Origin of the sequence: Curtobacterium sp. 458, assembly GCF_030406605.1 — a bacterium.
Lineage (GTDB): Bacteria > Actinomycetota > Actinomycetes > Actinomycetales > Microbacteriaceae > Curtobacterium.
This window is the reverse complement of sequence record NZ_CP129104.1, coordinates 1,786,226-1,805,762: the sequence shown is the minus strand read 5'-3', so window position 1 is coordinate 1,805,762 and position 19,537 is coordinate 1,786,226. Positions and strand designations below refer to the sequence as shown.

General features: G+C 71.3%; 20 protein-coding genes and 1 tRNA gene. 7 read left to right on the top strand and 14 right to left on the bottom strand.

Annotation, left to right across the window (positions count from 1 at the left end; translation table 11 throughout):
* Positions 1-213 precede the first annotated feature (213 nt).
* From QPJ90_RS08995 to QPJ90_RS08980, 4 genes are all read right to left on the bottom strand, one after another.
* A complete protein-coding gene (locus QPJ90_RS08995; protein ID WP_290134098.1) occupies positions 214-684 on the bottom strand; it encodes a BLUF domain-containing protein in 471 nt (156 codons plus the stop codon).
* Positions 685-776: 92 nt separating this feature from the next.
* Positions 777-2,150: a sugar ABC transporter substrate-binding protein gene (locus QPJ90_RS08990; protein ID WP_290134097.1), complete on the bottom strand. Its 1,374-nt coding sequence runs from the start codon at positions 2,148-2,150 to the stop codon at positions 777-779.
* A 10-nt stretch (positions 2,151-2,160) separates the two neighbouring features.
* Entirely contained in the window at positions 2,161-3,117 is a 957-nt protein-coding gene (locus tag QPJ90_RS08985; RefSeq protein WP_290134096.1) for a carbohydrate ABC transporter permease, read from the bottom strand.
* Between the two features lie 39 nt (positions 3,118-3,156).
* Positions 3,157-4,131 (bottom strand): sugar ABC transporter permease, encoded by a 975-nt coding sequence (locus tag QPJ90_RS08980; RefSeq protein WP_290134095.1) that lies wholly within the window; start codon positions 4,129-4,131, stop codon positions 3,157-3,159.
* A 204-nt stretch (positions 4,132-4,335) separates the two neighbouring features.
* On the opposite strand from QPJ90_RS08980, the gene QPJ90_RS08975 reads away from it, so the two are divergent.
* Together QPJ90_RS08975 and QPJ90_RS08970 are read left to right on the top strand one after the other, a co-directional pair.
* Entirely contained in the window at positions 4,336-5,592 is a 1,257-nt protein-coding gene (locus QPJ90_RS08975; RefSeq protein WP_290134094.1) for a Gfo/Idh/MocA family oxidoreductase, read from the top strand.
* A gap of 115 nt (positions 5,593-5,707) precedes the next feature.
* A complete protein-coding gene (locus QPJ90_RS08970; protein ID WP_290134093.1) occupies positions 5,708-6,718 on the top strand; it encodes a LacI family DNA-binding transcriptional regulator in 1,011 nt (336 codons plus the stop codon).
* Between the two features lie 228 nt (positions 6,719-6,946).
* Here the strand turns inward: QPJ90_RS08970 and QPJ90_RS08965 are convergent, their stop codons facing one another.
* Positions 6,947-7,507, bottom strand: a complete 561-nt coding sequence (locus QPJ90_RS08965; RefSeq protein WP_290134092.1) for a GrpB family protein — start codon at positions 7,505-7,507, stop codon at positions 6,947-6,949.
* Between the two features lie 114 nt (positions 7,508-7,621).
* Between QPJ90_RS08965 and QPJ90_RS08960 the strand changes: the two genes are divergently transcribed.
* Positions 7,622-9,040, top strand: a complete 1,419-nt coding sequence (locus tag QPJ90_RS08960) for a PepSY domain-containing protein (RefSeq protein WP_290134091.1) — start codon at positions 7,622-7,624, stop codon at positions 9,038-9,040.
* A gap of 18 nt (positions 9,041-9,058) precedes the next feature.
* On the top strand, positions 9,059-9,766 hold the full coding sequence (mtnN, locus tag QPJ90_RS08955) for a 5'-methylthioadenosine/S-adenosylhomocysteine nucleosidase (RefSeq protein WP_290134090.1): 708 nt from the start codon (positions 9,059-9,061) through the stop codon (positions 9,764-9,766).
* An 85-nt stretch (positions 9,767-9,851) separates the two neighbouring features.
* On the opposite strand, the gene hxlA is transcribed toward mtnN, so the two are convergent.
* Positions 9,852-10,490 (bottom strand): 3-hexulose-6-phosphate synthase, encoded by a 639-nt coding sequence (gene hxlA / locus QPJ90_RS08950; RefSeq protein ID WP_290134089.1) that lies wholly within the window; start codon positions 10,488-10,490, stop codon positions 9,852-9,854.
* A gap of 23 nt (positions 10,491-10,513) precedes the next feature.
* The gene (hxlB, locus tag QPJ90_RS08945) at positions 10,514-11,086 is read right to left on the bottom strand and encodes a 6-phospho-3-hexuloisomerase (protein WP_290134088.1); all 573 of its coding nucleotides are present in this window, start codon (positions 11,084-11,086) and stop codon (positions 10,514-10,516) included.
* A 121-nt stretch (positions 11,087-11,207) separates the two neighbouring features.
* On the opposite strand from hxlB, the gene QPJ90_RS08940 reads away from it, so the two are divergent.
* Entirely contained in the window at positions 11,208-12,023 is an 816-nt protein-coding gene (locus QPJ90_RS08940) for a LuxR C-terminal-related transcriptional regulator (RefSeq protein WP_290134086.1), read from the top strand.
* A gap of 177 nt (positions 12,024-12,200) precedes the next feature.
* Positions 12,201-12,374 (top strand): hypothetical protein, encoded by a 174-nt coding sequence (locus QPJ90_RS08935; protein WP_290134085.1) that lies wholly within the window; start codon positions 12,201-12,203, stop codon positions 12,372-12,374.
* A 26-nt stretch (positions 12,375-12,400) separates the two neighbouring features.
* Here QPJ90_RS08935 and QPJ90_RS08930 read toward each other — a convergent pair.
* From QPJ90_RS08930 to serS, 3 genes are all read right to left on the bottom strand, one after another.
* Positions 12,401-12,488, bottom strand: a tRNA-Ser gene (locus QPJ90_RS08930).
* 85 nt (positions 12,489-12,573) lie between these two features.
* Positions 12,574-13,467 (bottom strand): HAD-IIB family hydrolase, encoded by an 894-nt coding sequence (locus QPJ90_RS08925; RefSeq protein WP_290134084.1) that lies wholly within the window; start codon positions 13,465-13,467, stop codon positions 12,574-12,576.
* Positions 13,464-14,729 carry a serine--tRNA ligase gene (gene serS / locus QPJ90_RS08920; RefSeq protein WP_290134082.1) on the bottom strand — a complete coding sequence of 422 codons (1,266 nt, stop codon included), beginning with the start codon at positions 14,727-14,729 and terminating at the stop codon, positions 13,464-13,466. The genes QPJ90_RS08925 and serS overlap by 4 nt, the downstream gene beginning before the upstream one ends.
* A gap of 128 nt (positions 14,730-14,857) precedes the next feature.
* Between serS and QPJ90_RS08915 the strand changes: the two genes are divergently transcribed.
* Complete coding sequence (locus QPJ90_RS08915; RefSeq protein WP_290134081.1) at positions 14,858-15,922, top strand: diacylglycerol kinase family protein; 1,065 nt, start codon at positions 14,858-14,860, stop codon at positions 15,920-15,922.
* 144 nt (positions 15,923-16,066) lie between these two features.
* Here QPJ90_RS08915 and pheA read toward each other — a convergent pair whose 3' ends face one another.
* From pheA to QPJ90_RS08895, 4 genes are read right to left on the bottom strand one after another with little or no spacing between them, the layout of a single operon-like run.
* On the bottom strand, positions 16,067-17,023 hold the full coding sequence (gene pheA, locus QPJ90_RS08910; RefSeq protein ID WP_290134080.1) for a prephenate dehydratase: 957 nt from the start codon (positions 17,021-17,023) through the stop codon (positions 16,067-16,069).
* Between the two features lie 31 nt (positions 17,024-17,054).
* Positions 17,055-17,615, bottom strand: a complete 561-nt coding sequence (locus QPJ90_RS08905; RefSeq protein ID WP_290134079.1) for a MarR family transcriptional regulator — start codon at positions 17,613-17,615, stop codon at positions 17,055-17,057.
* A gap of 9 nt (positions 17,616-17,624) precedes the next feature.
* The gene (locus QPJ90_RS08900; protein WP_290134077.1) at positions 17,625-18,080 is read right to left on the bottom strand and encodes a hypothetical protein; all 456 of its coding nucleotides are present in this window, start codon (positions 18,078-18,080) and stop codon (positions 17,625-17,627) included.
* Positions 18,077-19,525 carry a molybdopterin-dependent oxidoreductase gene (locus QPJ90_RS08895; protein WP_290134076.1) on the bottom strand — a complete coding sequence of 483 codons (1,449 nt, stop codon included), beginning with the start codon at positions 19,523-19,525 and terminating at the stop codon, positions 18,077-18,079. The genes QPJ90_RS08900 and QPJ90_RS08895 overlap by 4 nt, the downstream gene beginning before the upstream one ends.
* Positions 19,526-19,537: the final 12 nt, after the last annotated feature.

Sequence of the window (19,537 nt, the reverse complement as noted above, 5' to 3'; positions counted from 1 at the left end):
GCGCCGCTGTCGCACGACGCGACCGCTGTCGCACGACGACGGCGCTGTCGCACTGCAGCGTCGGCAACAACCCGCGCGCGCAACGAACGACGGCGCCGTTGTCGTACGACGACGGCGCTGTCGTCCAGCATCGACGGCCCGGGCTCGGCAGCGCGCCCCCGCCCGCGCGCCCAGGCGCCGCGCCGCGCCGCGCGCCCGGGCCGACCCCGCGGCTCAGGCGGCGTGTCTGCCCAGGGTGATCCGTTCCTCCCGGCCGGTGCCGAGGTCACGACCACGGAACCACCGCAGCAGGAAGTCGGCGGAGGTGCCGGACAGCGACGCCGGGAGCCCCTCTCGGCGCTGCAGGAAGCCGCTGAAGCCGGGCTCCTCGAGGACGTCGGCGTCGGACGGTGCGCCGAACGCCATCGCCCACCCGTCGAACCGACGCGCGTCGATCGGCTCGCGTGACAACGACTGCACCTCGGTGTGCCGCGGGTCGCGCTCGATGGCTGCGAACCGGTCCTCCACGCTCCACTCCGGGCCCTCGAGCACCTGCATGAACCGACCGCCCTTCGCGAGGAGCAGCCCGGAGACGCCGAGTGCCTCGTTGCGGAGTCGGGCCTCGCGGAGCATCGCGACGAGCTGGGCGTCGGTGAGGTCGTCGACGGCGACGGACATGTACACGAGCGAGGTGAGGGAGGTCATCGGCGCCAGTTTCGTTCGATGGTGGAACATCCGTCAACGCGGTCGTCCACGCACCGCACCGGGCCCGTGGACGACCGCGTGTTCCGGACGACTCAGGTGAGCGCCAGGAGGGTGTTGACCTGCTCGTTGACCGCCGTGAGCGAGGACACCGGCTTGCCGTTGGCGTAGATCCCGTCGAACGCGGGCTGCACCAGCGCCTGCACGTCGGCCGGGTTCCGGGTCACCGGGAAGAGGAACGTCGTGCCGTCCTCGACCTGCTCGGTGAACGCCGTGACGTCGAGGCCGCGCTTCGCGTAGGCCGCGACCGCGGCGTCCGTCCCCGATCGGCGTGCCGGGAACACGATGCCCGCCCGGCCGACGATCTCCTGCGCCGCGGCACTGCCGAGGAACGCGACCCACTTCGCCGCCGCCTCGGGGTTCTTCGCCTGCTTCGTGATCGAGTCGCCGAGGCCGTTGAACATCGAGGCGCGGTGCCCGACCGGCCCCTTCGGCGTGGGCGCGACACCGACGTCGATGCCCTGCAGGCCGAGGTAGGTGCCGATCATCCACGAGCCGTTGAACGACAGCGCCACCTTCTTCGAGCCGAGCTGCACGTCCGGACCGGTGGTCGTCGAGAACACGCCGTACTTCGGCATGTAGCCCTTGTCGGCCAGGCCGAAGTACCACGAGATCGTCTTTTGGAACTCCGCGTCGTCGTAGCGGAACTTGTTCCCCCACGGGTTCTCGTTCGTGTAGAACCAGTCGATCGACCCGGTGAACGGCGACCACTGCGTCTGCCCGAACCCGTCGCCGCCGCTGCCGTTCGCGCTCATGCCGTAGACGGCGACGTCGTCCTTGTCGAAGCCGGGTTCGTCCCCGCGGCGCCCCTTGCCGTCGATCGTGAGGTGGGCGACCGCCCGTTCGAAGGAACCGCCGTCGTCGGGGTTCCACGACAGGTTCGCCAGGTCGTCGGCGGTGTAGCCCGCCTTCGCGATGACCTTCTCGTCGTAGAACATCGCGATGGTGTCCCAGTCCTTCGGCGAGCCGTACCGGTGGCCGTCCTTGCCCTTCCAGAGCTGGGCGAGGCCGGACTGGTAGTCGTCGTCACGGATGGAACTCGTCGCCTCGAGCTCGTCGAGCTTGTACAGCACGTCGAGGTCGGCGAACTGCGGGAACTTCGACAGGTGGTCCGTGAAGACGTCGGGCGCGGTACCGGCGATGAACCCGGCGGTGAGCTTCGTCCAGTAGTCGGCCCACCCGAGCTGGGTGATCTTGATGCGGATGTCCGGGTTCTCGCGCTCGAAGGCCTTCGCGACGGCCTGGTACGCGGGGAGTTGGTTCGCGTCCCAGAGCCAGTACGACACGGTGCCGGTCGCACCGCTCCTCGGGTTCGGCGTGCTCGGACTCGAGCAGGCCGCCAGCGCTCCGAGGGCCAGGGCCGAGGCGCCGCCGGCGAACAGGGCGCGGCGGGTGATGGGGTTCGTCATGAGCTGGTCCCTACTTGATGCCGGAGAAGCCGATGGAGTTGACGATGCGCTTGGCGAAGAGGCCGAACAGCACGATCATCGGGAGCGCCGCCACGAGGGTCGCGGCCATCAGGCCCGCCCAGTCGGTGCCGGATTGCGGTGACTGCGACTTGAAGACGCCGAGGGCCACGGTGAGCACCCGGGAGCTGTCGGTGTAGGACACCATCAGCGGCCAGAAGTAGTCGTTCCAGGCGGTGATGTACGTCAGCACGGCGAGCGTCGCGATCGGTGCGGAGGCCATCGGCAGGATGAGCCGGAAGAACACCCGGACCTTGCCGGCGCCGTCGATGAGCGCCGCTTCCTCGACCTCGCGCGAGATGCCGAGGAAGAACTGCCGCAGGAAGAACACCGCGAACGGGGTCATCAGCATGGACGGGAGCGCGATGCCGATCAGGGTGTCCACGAGTCCGAGCGACTTGATGAGGGCGAAGTTCGGCAGGAGGGTGAAGATCGTCGGCACCATGAGCCCGGCGAGGAACACCGCGAACACCTTGTCGCGTCCGGGCCACCGCAGGCGGGCGAAGGCGTAGGCGGCTCCGGCCGAGAAGAACACCTGGCCGACGGTGATGAGTGTCGCCGTGATCACCGAGTTGAGCAGGTACTGCCAGAAGTTGATCGCCGCACCCGAGCCGCCCTGGGCGAGCGCCTCCTTGGTGGACTGCAGGCCGAAGACCCGCTCGAACCCGCCGAGGCTGAACCCGGTCGGCAGCACCGAGGTGGGGTCGGCGGAGATCGCGCCGTTCGACGACAGGGCGGTGCGCAGGATCCAGTAGAACGGGAACAGGGTCACGACGATCACGGCGATCATCGCGATCCAGGCGATCACCCGTCCGACGGAGGGCTTGCGACGCGGCGGACGTGGGCCGCCGCGGGTGGTGATCGCGCGGGTGGCCTGGGGCTCGACCACGGGGGGCAGGGTGCTGGTCATCTCGGACTCGCTTTCCGGGAGGTCTGGTGGGCGGCCGCGTCAGTCCAGGTCGCTCTCGCCGGAGCGCGAGAGGCGGTACTGGATGAACGTGATGACGCTGAGGACGATGAGGAGGGCCACCGAGACGGCGGACGCGTAGCCGAACTGGAACCGGCCGAAGGCGAGGTTGTAGATGTAGTTCTGCACCACGTTCGTGGCGTTCGCCGGCCCGCCCTGGGTCGTGACCGCGACGGTGTCGAACACCTGGAACGAGCCGATGATCGTGATGATGAGGACGAGCGAGAGGATCGGCCGCAGGAGCGGGACGGTGATCCGCCAGAACATCTTCCACTCGCTCGCACCGTCGATGCGGCCCGCTTCGTAGACCTGCTCGGGCAGCGCCTGGAGCCCCGCGAAGATGAGCAGAGCGGTGTACCCGACGTTCCGCCAGACGTTGATGAACGCGATCGTCGGGATGCCCCAGAAGTCGCTCTGCAGGAACGGGATGCGTCCGACGCCGATCGCCGACAGGATCTCGTTGCCGATGCCGAGCTGCGTGTCGAGGATCCACAGCCAGATGAGCGCGGCGACGACGTTCGACACGAGGTACGGCGCGAGGACGATGCCGCGGAGGAACGTGGACTTCGTGAGCCGGTGCATCATCACGGCGATGAACAGCGCGAGGATCGTCTGGAAGCCGATGTTGAGGAGCACGTACTCGACGGTCACCGCCATCGAGTTCCAGAAGATCGAGTCCTGCACGAGACGGACGTAGTTCTGCAGGCCGGTGAACACCGGCGGGGTCAGCAGGTTGTAGGTCGTGAAGCTCAGGTAGATGCCCCGGACGGTCGGCCACGCCAGGAACAGCAGGAAGCCGACCGTGGCGGGCGCGATGAAGACCAGCGCGAGCCAGAGGTCGTTCCGTGGACGGCGGCGTGGGGAGGTGGTGCCGGCACGGGCACGGTCGGCGACGCGACCCTGCCGTCTCGTGCTGGCGGTCGTCAGGGTTGACGACACGGGGCTCTCGGTGACCATCGCGACTCCTTCGTCTGCGGTGGACTGGCTCGAAGCAGCAGTCCGTGGCCGGGAATCTACACGTGGAGACTGTCGTCGACAAGAGGCACTTTCAGCAGTCGTAACAGGGGGTTGTCACGAGTAGACGATCGTGGAATGCTGACGGGGATCGCACCGGCGCGACCTGCCCGGCGATGCATGCACACCACTTCGGAAAGGTCCCCGATGATCTCCATCGCCATGGTCGGAGCCGGCCAGTTCGCGCCCCAGTTCGCCAAGCTGTTCAAGCTCCACCCCGACGTCGACCGGGTGTTCGTGACGGACCTCGTCGAGGACCGCGCGTCCGACCTCGTCGCGGAGCAGCACCTCGACGGCACCTTCGCGGACTTCGACGCCGCGCTCGCGTCCGACGTCGACGCGGTCGCGATCTTCACGCAGCGCTGGACCCACGGACCGCTGGTCGTGCAGGCCCTCCGCGCCGGCAAGCACGTGTACTCCGCCGTCCCGATGGCGATCTCGGTCGACGAGATCCGCGCGATCATCGACACGGTCCGCGAGACCGGTCTCACCTACGTGATGGGCGAGACGAGCTACTACAACCCGGCGACGGTGTTCGCCCGGAAGAAGGTCGCCGAGGGGGCGTTCGGCCGGGTGTTCTACGCCGAGGGCGACTACGTCCACGACATGGACCTCGGGTTCTACGCCGCGTACCAGTTCAGCGGCGGCGAGGACTGGAAGCGCACGGCCAGCTACCCGCCCATGCTCTACCCGACGCACTCCGTCGGCGGCGTCCTCGGCGCGATCCCCGGCCATGCGGTCAGCGTGAGCTGCATCGGCGTCAAGGACGACCGCGGCGACGGCGTCTTCGACAAGGACGTCAGCCAGTTCGACAACGACTTCTCGAACGCGACCGCGCTGTTCGAGCTCGACAACGGCGGCGTCGTCCGCATCAACGAGATGCGCCGCGTCGGCTACCCGTCGCACATCCGGGAGTCCCGCTTCCGGTACTTCGGCACCGAGGGCAGCTTCGAGCAGCTCGCGAAGGTCAGCGTCTGGCAGGACAAGCAGGACTCGGTCGACATCAGCGACCAGATCGACACGCAGGCGACGATGTCCCTCGACGACCCCCGCCTCGCCGGCGTCGACCCGTCCCTCCGCGACGCGTTCGTCTCCGGGTACGCCCCGGTGCACGACACCTCGCGTCTGCCGTCCGAGTACGACGGGGTGCCGACCGGCCACGAGGGCAGCCACCAGTTCCTCGCCGACGACTTCGTCCGCGCCGTCGTCGACCGGACCCTGCCCCCGGTGAACGCCTGGACCGCCGCCCGGTTCACGCTGCCCGGCATCATCGCCCACCAGTCCGCGCTGCAGGGTGGCGTCCGCCTCGAGGTGCCCGACTTCGGTGACGCCCCGGAACCGGCCGAAGCAGCAGCGGGGTCGGACAACGCGGCCACGGCCGGCGGCCCGTCGACCGCCGTCTAGGATCGCAGCGACGACAGCGGTCCGGCTGCCGACCCCTCCGGGTCGGCGGCCGGACCCCACCGTTCGGGTGCCGGGCCGCACGGTCCGGCACCCGAACGCCATCCAGGAGGCCCCCGTGAGCACCCCGACCACCCCGCGGGCGGTCACGCGCGCGGACGTCGCCCGGTACGCCGGGGTGAGCACCTCCGTCGTGAGCTACGTCGTGCACGACGGCCCCCGCCCCGTCGCCGCGGAGACCGCCGCCCGGGTCCGCGAGGCCATCCGCGTCCTCGGCTACCGCCCGAACGCGAGCGCCCAGGCCCTCCGCACCGGCTCCTCGAAGATGCTCGGACTGATCGTCCCCGAGCTCGACAACCCGTTCTGGTCGGAGCTCGCCGTCGAGGTGACGCACGCCGCCGCCGCGCGCGGGTACGACGTCCTCCTCGCCAACAGCGACGGCGACAGCACCCAGGAGCGCGAACGCCTCCGCACCCTGTCCGCCCGCCAGGTCGACGGCATCATCGTGACGAGCATCCAGACGCACCCGGACCTCTCCACCGTGACCGACCCCGGCATCCCGATGGTGCTGCTCAACACCTTCTTCGAGGTCCCCCACTACGTCAGCATCGGGGTCGACGCCCTCCGCGGTGCCCTCGACGGCACCCGGCACCTCATCGAGCACGGCTACGGGTCGATCGGCCTCGTGATGGGCCACGCCGGCACGATGGAGCTCCGCGAGCAGGGCTGGATGCGGGCCCTCCGCGGCGCCGGGCACCCGGACGGTCCGATCGTCCGCTGCGACTTCACGCGCCGGGGCGGGTACGAAGCCGGACTCCGCATGTTCGGCGACGGCACCGGCCCCCGCGCCGTCTTCGTCAGCTCGGACATGCAGGCGATCGGCGTGATGCGTGCGCTGTTCGAGCTCGGGCTGCGCGTCCCCGAGGACGTCGCGATCGTCTCGTTCGACGGTGCCGCCGAGGCGGACTACACGAACCCCCAGCTCACCACCGTGCGGCAGCCGATCGAGGTGATGGCACGGGAGGCGGTCGACCGCGTCCTCGGCGACGGTGCCGACGAGGGGCACCGTCGACTCGTCCCGCCGCAGCTGGTCCTCGGTGCGAGTTGCGGGTGCGACGTGCGTCGCTGACGCACCCACCCACCGGCCGGGAGGCCCGTGGCGGGCCCACCACGGGCCTCCCGTCGGGCGCCGGGTCACCTCGGGCCACGCCCCTCTCGCACGGCGACTCCGACGATGCACCTGTCGATCACGCGGTGCTTCGTCGCTCGGTGCACGTGCATCGGATGCACGTGCATGTTCCGACGAAACACCCGTCGATCACGCGGTGTCTCGTCGCAGCCATGACGCAGGGTGAGGTCAGCCCGCGGCGCCCCGTCCGGTGATGCCCCGCGTGCTCGCGGCGATCAACGCCCGCTCCTGGTCGGTGAGACCGGCTGCGCGGAGGACCCGGTCGAGGACGTCGCTCTTCCGGGCGATGTACGCGTCGATGTCCACTGCCTCCTGCCCCGCTCGCCGCTTCACCGCCGCGTACTCGTCCCGGAGCGCGCCGTCGGCACGCAGGACGTCCCGCACGCCGAGGTGGTTGCGGAGCGCGAGCGATCCCTCGGCGACGACGTAGGTGTTGCTCGGTGCGAACCGGTCCGGGGTCCGGAAGGCTTCGCGGCCCGCGATGCCGAGGTCGCCGCGGGGCACGAAGCCGATCGTCGCGAGTGCGCCGACGGCGGCGGGCACGTCGTTCTCCGCAACCACGACGTCCACGTCGACGACGGGCTTCGCTGCGAGCCCCGGGACCGATGTGCTGCCGACGTGCTCAATGCGGTGCCGGACACCTGCGCGGTCGAGAGCAGCCGAGTAGGCAGCACGCAGCAGCCCGAACCGGTTGCGCCACTCGTCCCGGTACTCGACCACCTCGATCACCCGTGCCTCCTCGTCGGGGAGACGGTACGCGCACTGCGGCGATCCGGATTCTCTACATCTTGTAGAGTCACATGCCGTGCGGCACGAGGTCGCGCCCGACACCGGAGAGTCCCGATGCCGCACGCCCCCGCACCCACGTCCAGCGCGGGCTGGTTCCCCCAGCTCCTGCTCCGCCTGCACTTCCTCGCCGGGCTGTTCGTCGGCCCGTTCATCCTCGTCGCCGCACTGTCCGGGGCCGTGTACGCCGTGGCGCCCTCGATCGAGCGTGTCGTGTACGCCCACGAGCTCACCGCCCCGGCGAGCGCGACGACGATGCCCCTCGCCGACCAGGTGTCCGCTGCCGAGCGGTACGTCGACCGTCACCACCCGGGCGACAGCGTGACGGAGGTCCGCCCGGCCCCGAGCGCCGGCACGACCACGCGCGTGATGTTCACCGAGGAGGGTCTCGCTGCGTCCACCACCCGCGCGGTCTTCGTCGACCCGGGCACCGCCGAGGTCCGCGGCGACCTCCCCGTGTACGGCACGTCCGGCTCCCTCCCCTTCCGCACGTGGGTGAGCACCGTGCACCGCAGCCTGCTGCTCGGCGACGTCGGGCGGCTCTACAGCGAGACCGCCGCGTCGTGGCTCGGCATCGTGTCGCTCGCCGGCGTCGCCCTCTGGGTGGTGCGCATCCGACGGGCCCGACGCAAGCGCGAACTCGTCATCCCCGACAACCGGGCGCGCGGGTACCGGCGGACGTTCTCCTGGCATGCAGCGACGGGCGTGTGGGTCCTGCTCGGCGCGCTCTTCCTCTCGGCGACGGGGATCACGTGGTCGCACTTCGCGGGCGACAACGTCACGGCGATCCGGTCGGCGCTGAGCTGGCAGGCCCCCGCGGTCGACACGACCCTCGGCGCTCCGGCGACGACCGGAGCCGGCACGACCGACGGCCACGGAGAGCACGCCGGCCACCACGGCAGCGATGCCCCGACGGCTGCGGCCCCCGTGGTCACGCCGGACCAGTTCGACACCGTCCTGTCCGCAGCCCGCGCAGCCGACATCGACGCCGCGGAGGTCCGCATCCACGTGCCGACCGCGTCCGACCAGGCGTGGACGGTCGAGGAGAGCAAGCAGACCTGGCCCGTCGCGATGGACGCCGTCGCGGTCGACCCCGCCGACGCGCAGGTCGTGTCCGAGGTGCACTGGTCGGACTACCCGCTCATGGCGAAGGCCGCGAAGCTCGGCGTCAACACCCACATGGGCGTCCTGTTCGGGCTGCCGAACCAGATCGTGCTCGTCCTCGCCGCCCTCGGCATCGCCGCCATGGTCGTCTTCGGGTACGTGATGTGGTGGCAGCGCCGCCCCGCCGGCGCCCGCACCGGCCGGGCTCCCGCAGCCGGGGCCCTCGCCCGCGCGCCGGGCTGGGGCGTCGCGCTCGTCGCACTCGTCGCCGCGCTCCTCGGTGCGCTGCTCCCGACGGTCGGCGTCACGCTGCTCCTCTTCCTGCTCGTCGACGCCGTGGTCGTCACCGTGGGGGCTTCTCGCACCCGCTGAGCGTGCGAGACTCGATCAGTGCACCACCCACCGATCGCGGTCGTCATCGCCGCCATGAGCGAGGAGGTCGGCGCCTTCGCCGGTCTCCTCGGCGGCACCCCCATCCTCGACGGCCCCGTCGGCGGTCACGACGAGCACCACCTGCTCGACGTCGGCGGTGCGACCGTCGCGGTCCGCCGGAGCGGCATCGGGTTCACCAACGCCACGGCCGCGGCAGCACACGCCTTCCACGACTTCGGCCCCGGCATCCCCGTGATCAGCGTCGGTACCGCCGGCGGCCTCATGCACGGTGTCGCGATCGGCGACGTCGTCGTGGGCGACCACTACGTGAACCTCAACGCCGACGCGACCGCCTTCGGCTACGCCCTGGGCCAGGTGCCGGGCATGCCCGCCGGGTACGAGCCCGACCAGCGGCTGGTCGACCTCGCGCTCGCCTCGGACGCCGGGTACCCGATGCGCGCCGCGACCATCGGCTCGAGCGAGATCTTCGTGACCGAGGGGCGAGCACGCCTGCTCCGCGAGGCCTTCCCGACGGTCGCGGCGGTCGACATGGAGACGGCGGCGATCGCGCAGTTCGCGCACGTGCACGACATGCCGTTCGTGTCGGTCCGCTGCATCAGCGACCTCTGTGCTCCCGACGGGGACGAGTTCAAGGAGCACCTTGACGACGCGGCTGCGCGCGCCGCGCGCGTGGTGCACGACGTGGTGACCGGTCTCGTCGGCTGACGTCGGGCCCTGGTCTCGACCCCGGAACGGACGGGAGGCCCGACACCAGCTGGTGTCGGGCCTCCAGTCCGTGGGGTGGTGAGGATCAGGCCGCTACCGGCTCCGTGATCGCGTCGCGCAGGGCGGAGGCCGCCGCGGCGACGTCGTCGGCGCTGTAGATCGCGCTGCCGGCGACCGCCACGCGGGCGCCCGAGGCCTGCACTGCGGCGATCGTGTCCGTGGTGATGCCACCGGCGACCGAGAAGTCGACGCCGGAGGCCTCGCCGTCGCGCAGGAGCGTCTCGAAGGTGAAGCCCTCCTCGGCCTGCTCGTCGAGCCCGGCGTGCATCTCGACGAACTCGACGCCGAGCGCGGTGACCTCCTTCGCACGGGCCGCCTTGTCCGGCACGCCGATGAGGTCGACGACGATGCCCTTGCCGTGCTGCTTCGCGGCCTTGACGGCACCCGCGATCGTGCTGTCACCGGCGACGCCGAGGACGGTCACGAGGTCGGCACCGGCCTGGAAGGCGATGTCGGCCTCGAGCTCACCGGCGTCCATCGTCTTGAGGTCCGCGAAGACGATCTTGTCCGGGTGCGCCTCCTTCACCGCGGTGATCGCGGAGAGGCCGGCGCTCTTGATGAGCGGGGTGCCGAGCTCGATGACGTCGACGTACGGTGCCGCCTTGCCGGCGAGTTCGAGGGCGTGCTCGGTGGTCAGGGTGTCCATGGCGAACTGGAGCTGCATGGTGGTGTCCTTCCGGTGGTGGGTCATTCGAGGTTGGCGTGGCGGGGCCACAGGTCGTCGGCGGAGTGTCCGCTGCGCTGCCAGAGCGCGTGGAACAGGGCGTCCCCGAGGAGGGCGACGGCCTGCTCGAAGAGGCTTCCGGCGTACTGCGCCGAGGCGGTCCCGGAGCGGTCGGTCTTCGTCGCCGCCGGGACCACGAGCGTGGTGTCGGCGACCTCGGACAGCGGGGAGTCGTCCGTCGTGCTGACGGCGAGCACCCGGGCGCCGACGCCGGCTGCCGTGCGCGCCGCCTGGGCGATGCCGCTCGTGGCGCCGGAGCCGCTCGCGACGAGGAGCACGTCGTCCTCGCGGATCGCCGGGGACGTGACCTCGCCGACGACGTGCACGTCGAGTCCGAGGTGCATGAGGCGCATCGCGGTCATCCGGAGCGCGAGGCCCGAGCGGCCTGCGCCGTGGACGAAGACCCGGTCGGCCTCGGCGAGCAGCGTGAGGGCACGCTCGAACGGGGCGGGATCGGCCGAGCGGAGCGCGGCGAGGGTGTCCTGCAGCTCGCTCCCGATCGCACCGAGGGCGTCCGCGACGGTGGTGGTGGGCATGGGTCCGATGGTGGCCTGGTGGCACGGCGTACGGAGCCGCTCGGGCGCACGGTGCCCCCGTCCGATCGGGTGGGGCAGTCCGTTCGGGTGGGACGGGTAGGTTCAGATCGTGGGATCGGACGTGCACGCTCCAGCCAGCAGGACGGCCGCCGCCGAGCACGCCCGGACCGTCGCCGAGACGGCGGACCGGCACGCGCTGACGCTCGAGTCCGTGCTCGCCGCCCTCCGCTCGAACAGGCTCTCCGACGCTGCTGCCCGCGCCGAGGCCGTCGAGATCGCCTCGGCCGCGCTCGTCGAACTGCGGACCTCGAGCGACCGACAGCGCAGCAGCCTCCTCGAACCCGTGACCGGCGCGTTCTCACGCCTCCGCGCCGACCTCCGCCCGCTCGTTCGCTTCGGCGACCTCGACGTGCAGTTCGTCGAGCCACCCGCCACCGGCCGCGCCCTGCCCGGGGACGTCGCCCACAGCGCCCGCGCGATCGTCCGGACCGCGGTCCTCGCGCTCGTCGACGACGGGGCGGCTCGGCGGGTGCGCATCCAGTGGGACTGCGACGGCCGGAACCTCCTCATGCAGCTCCGCGACGACGGTGCCGGCACGCTCGACGCCCACGACGACGCCGTGCGCCCCATCGCCGAGCGGGTCGTCGCCCTCGACGGCACCCTCGCGGTGGACTCGACGCCTGGTTGGGGTTCGACGCTCGACATCGCGCTGCCCCTCGACCCCTCCCCCACCGCGCTCGACGTGCCGGACGACACCGACCTCACCGCACGGGAGCGCGACGTGCTGCGGCTCGTGGCGACCGGCGTCGGGAACCGTGAGATCGCCGAGGGGCTCGGCATCAGCGTGAACACGGTGAAGTACCACGTGGCGAACCTGCTCCGGAAGCACGGGGCCCGCACCCGCGCGGAACTCGCGGCGTTCAGCGTCCGGGGCTGACCGGGCGAGACGTCGACCCGACGGAGGGTCTTCCCTCGTGCACTTTCCGCATCGGCCCCGTCGTCGGCGACGTTCCGGCGGGCATCGTGGTTCGATCACTTCGGGCACGAGCTGCGTGCGTCCGACCGCGCACCACGACCGAGAGGCCACGACATGCCGTCGAGATCGAGCAGGTCGTTGCGGAGGCGACTCGGCGGGTGGACCTACGTCTTCGTGGGGTGCGCGGTGATCGTCCTGGCCGAGGTGCTCGGTCACGCACTGTCCCTGACCGAGCTCGTGGTCACCGAGGACGACCTGGACGCGTCACCCGCCCACGCCGACCACCCGTCGGCCCCGGTCCGGTCGCGCTGAGGAGCCGACCGGTCTCGGAGAGCTCGTGGCGGAGGGTGTGGGATTCGAACCCACGAGACATCACTGCCCACCTGTTTTCAAGACAGGCTCCATCGGCCGCTCGGACAACCCTCCAGTGACGCGACCACGTGGCGAGACGTGACCGCGTCCCGGGAAGTCTAGCGGGCCTCCAGCGTGGCCAGCGAGACGAGCGAGAGCGCTACCGCGGCAGCGTGTCGAGCGCCGCCGCGAGCCCGTCGTCCGTGACACCGCCGGTGAGCTCGTTGCCTGCGTCGACCACGTCGTCCGGAGCCTGACCCATCGCGACCCCGCGGCCGGAGGTGGACGCCCACCGCAGCATGTCGATGTCGTTCCGCCCGTCACCCGCGGCGAACACCCGGGAGCGCGGGATGTCGAGCCACTCGCGGACGCGTTCCATGGCCGTGGCCTTCGTCACACCCTCGGGAGCGATGTCGAGCCACGAGGTCCAGCCGACCGAGTACGAGACCTTGTGCAGCCCCATGCGCTCGACGACCTGCAGGAAGTCCTCGGTGTCGTGCCCGGGTGAGATCACGACGACACGGGTCGCCTCGACGCCGAGCAGCTTCTCGAACGGGACGTGCTCACCCTGGACGGTCATGGTGTCGTCGGGGAAGTTGCCGGACAGCAGGAAGTGGCCGTCTTCGTCCTCGACGCCGAACGCGGCGTCGGCGAGGGCACCGTGGATGGTCTGCAGCACCTCGGTCGGGTCGAAGCGCTCGACGTGGGCGTGCTCGTAGGAACCGTCCTCACGCCGACGGAGCGTGAGGGCGCCGTTCGCGACGACGAGGTACTTCGGACGGATGCCGAGGGTGTCGAGCAGCGGGACGGTCATGCTCTCGCTGCGACCCGTGGACAGCATGACCTCGTGCCCTGCGGCCTCGGCATCGCGGACGGCGGCGATCACGGTGTCGGTGATGACGCCGTCCTCGCGCATGGTCGTGCCGTCGATGTCCAGCGCGACGAGCCAGCGCTTCGTCCGCGCCGGGGCAGCGCCACCAGCGGCAGCGGCAGTACCGGCAGCCGCGGCTCCGCCGTCGCCGGACCCGTCGACGAACCGCTCGTGGGAGGTCATCGGGGCTCGATCACCTCGACGCCGCCGAGGTACGGCCGGAGCACCTCGGGGACGACGACCGACCCGTCGGCCTGCTGGTGCGTCTCGAGGATCGCGACGATCCACCGCGTGGTGGCGAGCGTGCCGTTCAGGGTCGCGACGGGAGCGGTCTTCCCGGACTCCGTGCGGTACCGGATGTCGAGACGACGGGCCTGGAACGTCGTGCAGTTCGAGGTCGACGTGAGTTCGCGGAACGTGCCCTGCGTCGGGACCCACGCCTCGATGTCGAACTTGCGCGCGGCACTCGTGCCGAGGTCTCCGCCGGCGACGTCGATCACGCGGTAGTGCAGGCCGAGGTCCTGGAGCATCGACTCCTGGTACCCGACGAGCTTCTCGTGTTCGGCCTCGGCCTGGTCCGGGTGGACGTACGAGAACATCTCGAGCTTGTTGAACTGGTGCACGCGGAGGATGCCGCGGTTGTCCTTGCCCGCGGACCCGGCCTCGCGGCGGTAGCAGGTCGACCAGCCGGCGTAGCGGTGTGCCTCGCCGTCGGCGAGCGGGAGGATCTCGTCGGCGTGGAACCCGGCGAGGGCGACCTCGCTCGTGCCGGTGAGGTAGAGGTCGTCGGCCTCGAGGCGGTACACCTCGGCCGCGTGCTCCCCGAGGAACCCGGTGCCGGCCATCGTCTCCGGGCGGACGAGCGTCGGGGTGATGAGCGGCTCGAACCCGGCGGCGACGGCACGGTCGAGGCCGAGCGACATGAGCGCGATCTCGAGCCGTGCGCCGAGGCCACGCAGGAAGTAGAACCGCGAGCCGGACACCTTCACGCCTCGCGGGATGTCGATGATGCCGAGGTGCTCGCCGAGGTCGGCGTGGTCCTTCGGCTCGAAGTCGAACTCGGGCTTCGTGCCGACGGTGCGGAGCGTGACGAAGTCGTCCTCCCCACCCTTGGGCACGTCCGGCAGCACGACGTTCGGGATCGCGCGGACGACGGTGTTGAAGGTCTCCTCGGCCTCGATGACGGTGGCCTGCGCCTCCTTCACCTGCGCGGCGAGCGCCTGGGCCTGCTGCACGAGGGCGGCCTTCTCGTCCCTCGGGGCCTTCGCGACGGTCTTGCCGAAGGCGTTCTGCTCGGCGCGGAGGGACTCGAACGAGGTGATCGCGCTCCGCCTCGCCGCGTCCGCGGCGACGGCGTCGTCGACGACGTCGACGGACGCGCCGCGCGCCTCCTGCGAGGCCTTGATGACGTCCGGGTTGTCGCGCAACAGCTGGGGGTCGATCACCGCACCATCCTAAGGGGGCCGCACCAGGAGCCGGCCTGGAGGCCCGTGGCGGGCCCGCCCCGCGCCTCCCGGCGGGTTCATGGCCGGTCCGGCATCCCCTCGCAGCATCCGGTCGGTAGCGTGGCAGCATGTCGACCCCTTCGGAGACCGCGCCTGCGGACGCCCTCCAGACCGAGCAGCAGACGGCCGCCGTCGTCTACAACCCGGTCAAGGTGCACCTGCCGACCCTCAAGCACACGATCGAGCAGCTCCAGCGGGACGCGGGCTGGGCCGAGACCCTGTGGTTCGAGACCACGGAGGAGGACCCGGGCGGCGGGATGACCCGCGCCGCGATCGAGGCGGGTGCCGACGTCGTCGCGGCCGCCGGGGGTGACGGCACCGTCCGCGCCGTCGCCGAGGTCGTGCACGGCTCCGACGCGGCCCTCGCCCTCCTGCCGAGCGGGACGGGCAACCTGCTCGCCCGCAACATGAAGCTGCCGCTCGACGACCTGCAGGCGAGCGCGCGGACGATCTTCCACGGGGACGACCGCCCCATCGACTTCGGCACCCTCACGGTGGAGCGTGAGGGCGGCGATCGCGAGAAGTTCGGCTTCCTCGTGATGGCCGGCCTCGGGCTCGACGCACGGATGCTCGCGAACACTCGGCCCGAGCTGAAGAAGCGCGTCGGGTGGCTCGCGTACGTCGACTCCCTCTTCCGCTCGGTGCGGGACGCCGACGCGTTCGAGTTCCGCTACCAGCTCGACGACGAGGGCAACCACTCGGCGCGGGCGCACTCGCTCATCGTCGGGAACTGCGGGCAGCTCCAGGCCGGGGCCATCCTGCTGCCGGACGCCGAGATCGACGACGGCGTGTTCGACATCGCGGTGATGCGACCGCGCGGGTTCTTCGGGTGGGTCCGGATCGGTGCCCGGGTGTTCTGGGAGAACGGGATCCTGCGGACGTTCCGACGGTCGTCGTTGGCGAACACGGTCGTCGGGCAGAAGCTCGTGACGGCCTCGCGCGAGGAACGCCCCCTGCGGTACCTCCGCGGGCAGGAGTTCACGGCACGGCTCGAGCGTCCGGACGAGTTCGAGGTGGACGGCGACCCGGTCGGGAAGATCGTGGCGTTCCGCTCACGCATCGACCCGCTGGGCCTCCGGGTCCGCGTGCCGGCGCCGGGCGACGACCGCCACGGCTCGCGCCAGGTCCCGTAGCCGCGCGCGGCCGGGCGGGCCGGGCGGCCCCAGCGCGCTGCTTCACACCTCGAAAGCGACGTCGAACCACCCGCAGGGCCCGGTTCGATGTCGCTTGCGTGGTTCGACGCGTGACAACGAGTCGGCTGCGGCCGGGGCCGGGCGCTACCGCGCGTCGGGCTCGCCGGAGACGATCGCCCGCAGCCAGTCGCGCGCCTCGACGAACGCCTCGTCCGAGTACCGCGCCGGCACCTCGGGTCGCTGTCCGTCGGCCCGCGGGTAGGACCCGAGGAACGTCACGCGCGGGCTGAACCGCCGGAGACCGAGCAGCGCGTCCGCCACCCGTTCGTCGCGCACGTGCCCGTCGAGGTCGATGACGAACCGGTAGCGGCCGAGCTCGTCGCCGATCGGCCGCGAGGACAGCAACCCCATGTTGATCCCCCGCGTCGCGAACTGCTCGAGCATGTCGACGAGGGCGCCGGGGTGCTCGCTCGGCAGCTCGACGATGACGCTCGTCTTGTCGGCTCCGGTCGGCTCGGGCAGGGCGAGCGTCCGCGACACGAGCACGAACCGTGTCACGGCCGAGGCGTTGTCACCGATCGAGGACGCCAGCACCGCGAGGTCGTGGTGGTCGGTGATCCCGGGAGGCGCGACGGCGGCGTCCGCGGTGGGGTGCTCGTCGAGCAGGGACACGGCGGCGGCGACGTTCGAGGACGCCGGGATGTGCCCGTGTCCGGGGAGGTGCTGCTCGAGCCACTGGTGCGTCTGGGCGTAGGCGACGGGGTGGGCGTTCACGGTGCGCACGTCGGCGAGGGTCGTGCCGTGCCGTGCGACGAGGACGAAGTCGACCGGGACGAGGTACTCCCCCACGATCCGCACGCCGGGGATCCGGGCGAGGGCGTCTTGCGTGGCGCTGACTCCGCCGTCGACGCTGTTCTCGATCGCGATCACGGCACCGACCGACCGGCCGCTCATGACGTCGTCGAGCGCTTCGCCGACGTTGTTCACGCTCCGCCAGGGCTTGCCGGCGGCGGCCTCGACGAGCTTGAGCGCCGCCTCGGTGAAGGTGCCGGCCGGTCCGAGGTAGGAGTACGTGTCGGAGGGCTCGGCGGGCGCGTTCATGCGGTGAGCCTATTGCAGCCCGAGCGCGCGCCTACTGCGGTGGCTGCCCCTGCCCGGTGAGCCGCTCCTCGCAGATCGTCGGGGCGTCGTCGTCGCGCGGGTAGGTCAGCGCGGCGAAGCGACCCTCGGGGTCGAGGCGCCCGAGCAGCGCCATCGTGATCGCGTCGAGTTGCCCCACCTGCTCGTCGGTCAGCGCGTCGATGACGAACGTCCGCGCGGTCCGCACGTGCTGCGGCGCCGCCTCGACGATGGCCGCGTAGCCGTCGTCGGTGAGCCGCACGTCGGTTGCCCGGCGGTCGTCGGTGGAGGGGCAGCGTGCGACGAGCCCGCGCTTCTCGAGCCGTGACACCACGTGGGACAGCCGGGGCAGGGACGCGTTCGTCGCCGAGGCCAGCGCGGACATCCTCAGCGTGCGCGACTCCGTCTCGGAGAGCATCGCGATGACCATGTAGTCGAAGTGCGTCAGGTCGGCGTCACGCTGGAGCTGTTGGTCGAGCGCCGCCGGCAGGAGCTCCATGACCGCGACGAGCTTCATCCACGCACGGAGCTGCGCGCGGTCGAGCCACGGGGTGTCGTCGGTCGGCTCGGGCATGGGCCGAGTCTACCGATTGGTTGTCGGTTCAACCAGTGCTCGTGGACGATTCCTCGACATCAGGCCGCCGACGACGAGCACCGCGATCACCACGACGAGCAGCACCCCCTCGACGATCGCCAACCGGACGCCGTAGTCGAACGGCAGGATCGTCGGGTTCTTCTGCCCGTGTGCCTTCGCCGCGATCTCGGGCAGCACCACGAGGGCCAGCACGCTCCCGAGCACCACGGCCGACTGGACGACCACGAGCACCCACGCCCGGATCGAGCGCCCGGTCCGGCGGAGCAGGAGGCCGGCACCCACGACGAAGGGTGAGAGCACGGCGTCGTGCAGGACGACAGCGCCGAGCAACCAGGTCGCGAGCCCCCAGATCCGGTTCGGTCGCACGGTCGTCACGAGGACGTACGCACCGAACGCCATCACCAGGACACCGAGCACGACGAGCACGATCCGCGCGGCCTTCATGCGATCACCTCGATCTTCTCGATCCACTTCGTCTGCAGCACCCCGGGCCGGCCCGGAGCGATGATGCGCGCCGGGAACCCGTGGTCGAGGTCGAGCGTCGCACCGTTCAGCTCGAGGGCCACGAGGGTCGTCGGGTCCTCCGCGTACTCGGGCCCCATGTCCATGATCCGGTAGCCGCCGTGCCGCTCGAGGCTCGTCACGCGGACCTTCGACCCCGGCTCCGCCTGGACGGCGAGCAGCAGGTCGCGCATCCGCACCCCGCGCCAGGTCGCCATCTGGCTCCAGCCCTCGACGCAGGAGATCGGCAGTTCCGCCTGCGCCGTCCCGAGCGCGACGAGCTCGGCGCGCGAGAACGTCCGGCTGACGGCCGGTCCGACGACGGTGAGCGCCCAGTCCGCGGCGGTCGCGGTCGCGAGGACCCCCGCCGCCCGCGCCGTCCGGTTGACGGGCAGGTCGTTCGGACCGCGGTGCCGCTGGCGCGCACCGAACACGTTGAACGGCTCGGCGAGCGTGCTCGACTGGCCGGCGGTCAGGGCGACGACGCCGACGGTCGCGGCGGTCACCCCGGCGAAGAACCCGCGTCGGGCGATCCGCTCACGTCGTCCGCTGGTCGCCGCGGTCGACGGCCTGGAGGCACGGCTCGGCTCCGCCCCGGGACTCGCGTCGGGGGCCCCGAGAGCCGCGTCGGGCGCCCGGAGACCCGCGCTCGGCGACGCTTCTCGCGACTCAGGCCCCGAGTCCGGTCGCTCAGCGCGAGGCTCGGCCCCGCCCGGGGTCGCGGCGGGAGCGCCGTCGACCCAGCGGAGCAGGCGGCCGGTGAGGCCGCGGGGGTAGGAGGCGGCCGCCTGCGGGGCCGGGGCGTCCGAGGCGGGGTCGACCCGCGCCTCCCGGTCGGCCGCCGGCGGCAGCAGCTCGCTGCCCACCGACGCGTCCGGCACGAACCGGCCGTGCTCGTCGTACGAGTCGCGCGACCGCCAGTACCGCGCGATGACCCGCAGCTTCACCGCGACGTGCACGATGAGCGAGCCGATGATGACGTACGCCAGCGCGTTGTGCACCTGCTTGAACGGGAACGGCCACGGGTACCACTGGTACGTGTTCAGCAGCCCGGTCCCCACCTGCACGATGGCCGCCGCCACGAGCACCGCGATGGAGAGCCGCTCGAGGAGGTGCAGGAACCCCCGCACCGGGGGGACCTGGACCAGGGCGGGCATCACGGTGTTGAGCTTCGCGAGGAGCAGCGGGATGATCGCGATCCCCGCGGTGATGTGCAGGCCCTGCGTGAACTGGTAGAGCTGCACGGGACGGGTGGGGAAGCGCATCCACGGGAACGGCTGCTGGAGGAGGTGGCTGTAGACGCCGGTGCCGAAGCAGACCAGGAACGCGATGCCGAGCAGACGCCCCAGGACCACGGCCGAGCGGGCGTTCCGGTTCGGCGACGCCATCGCGGATCGTGC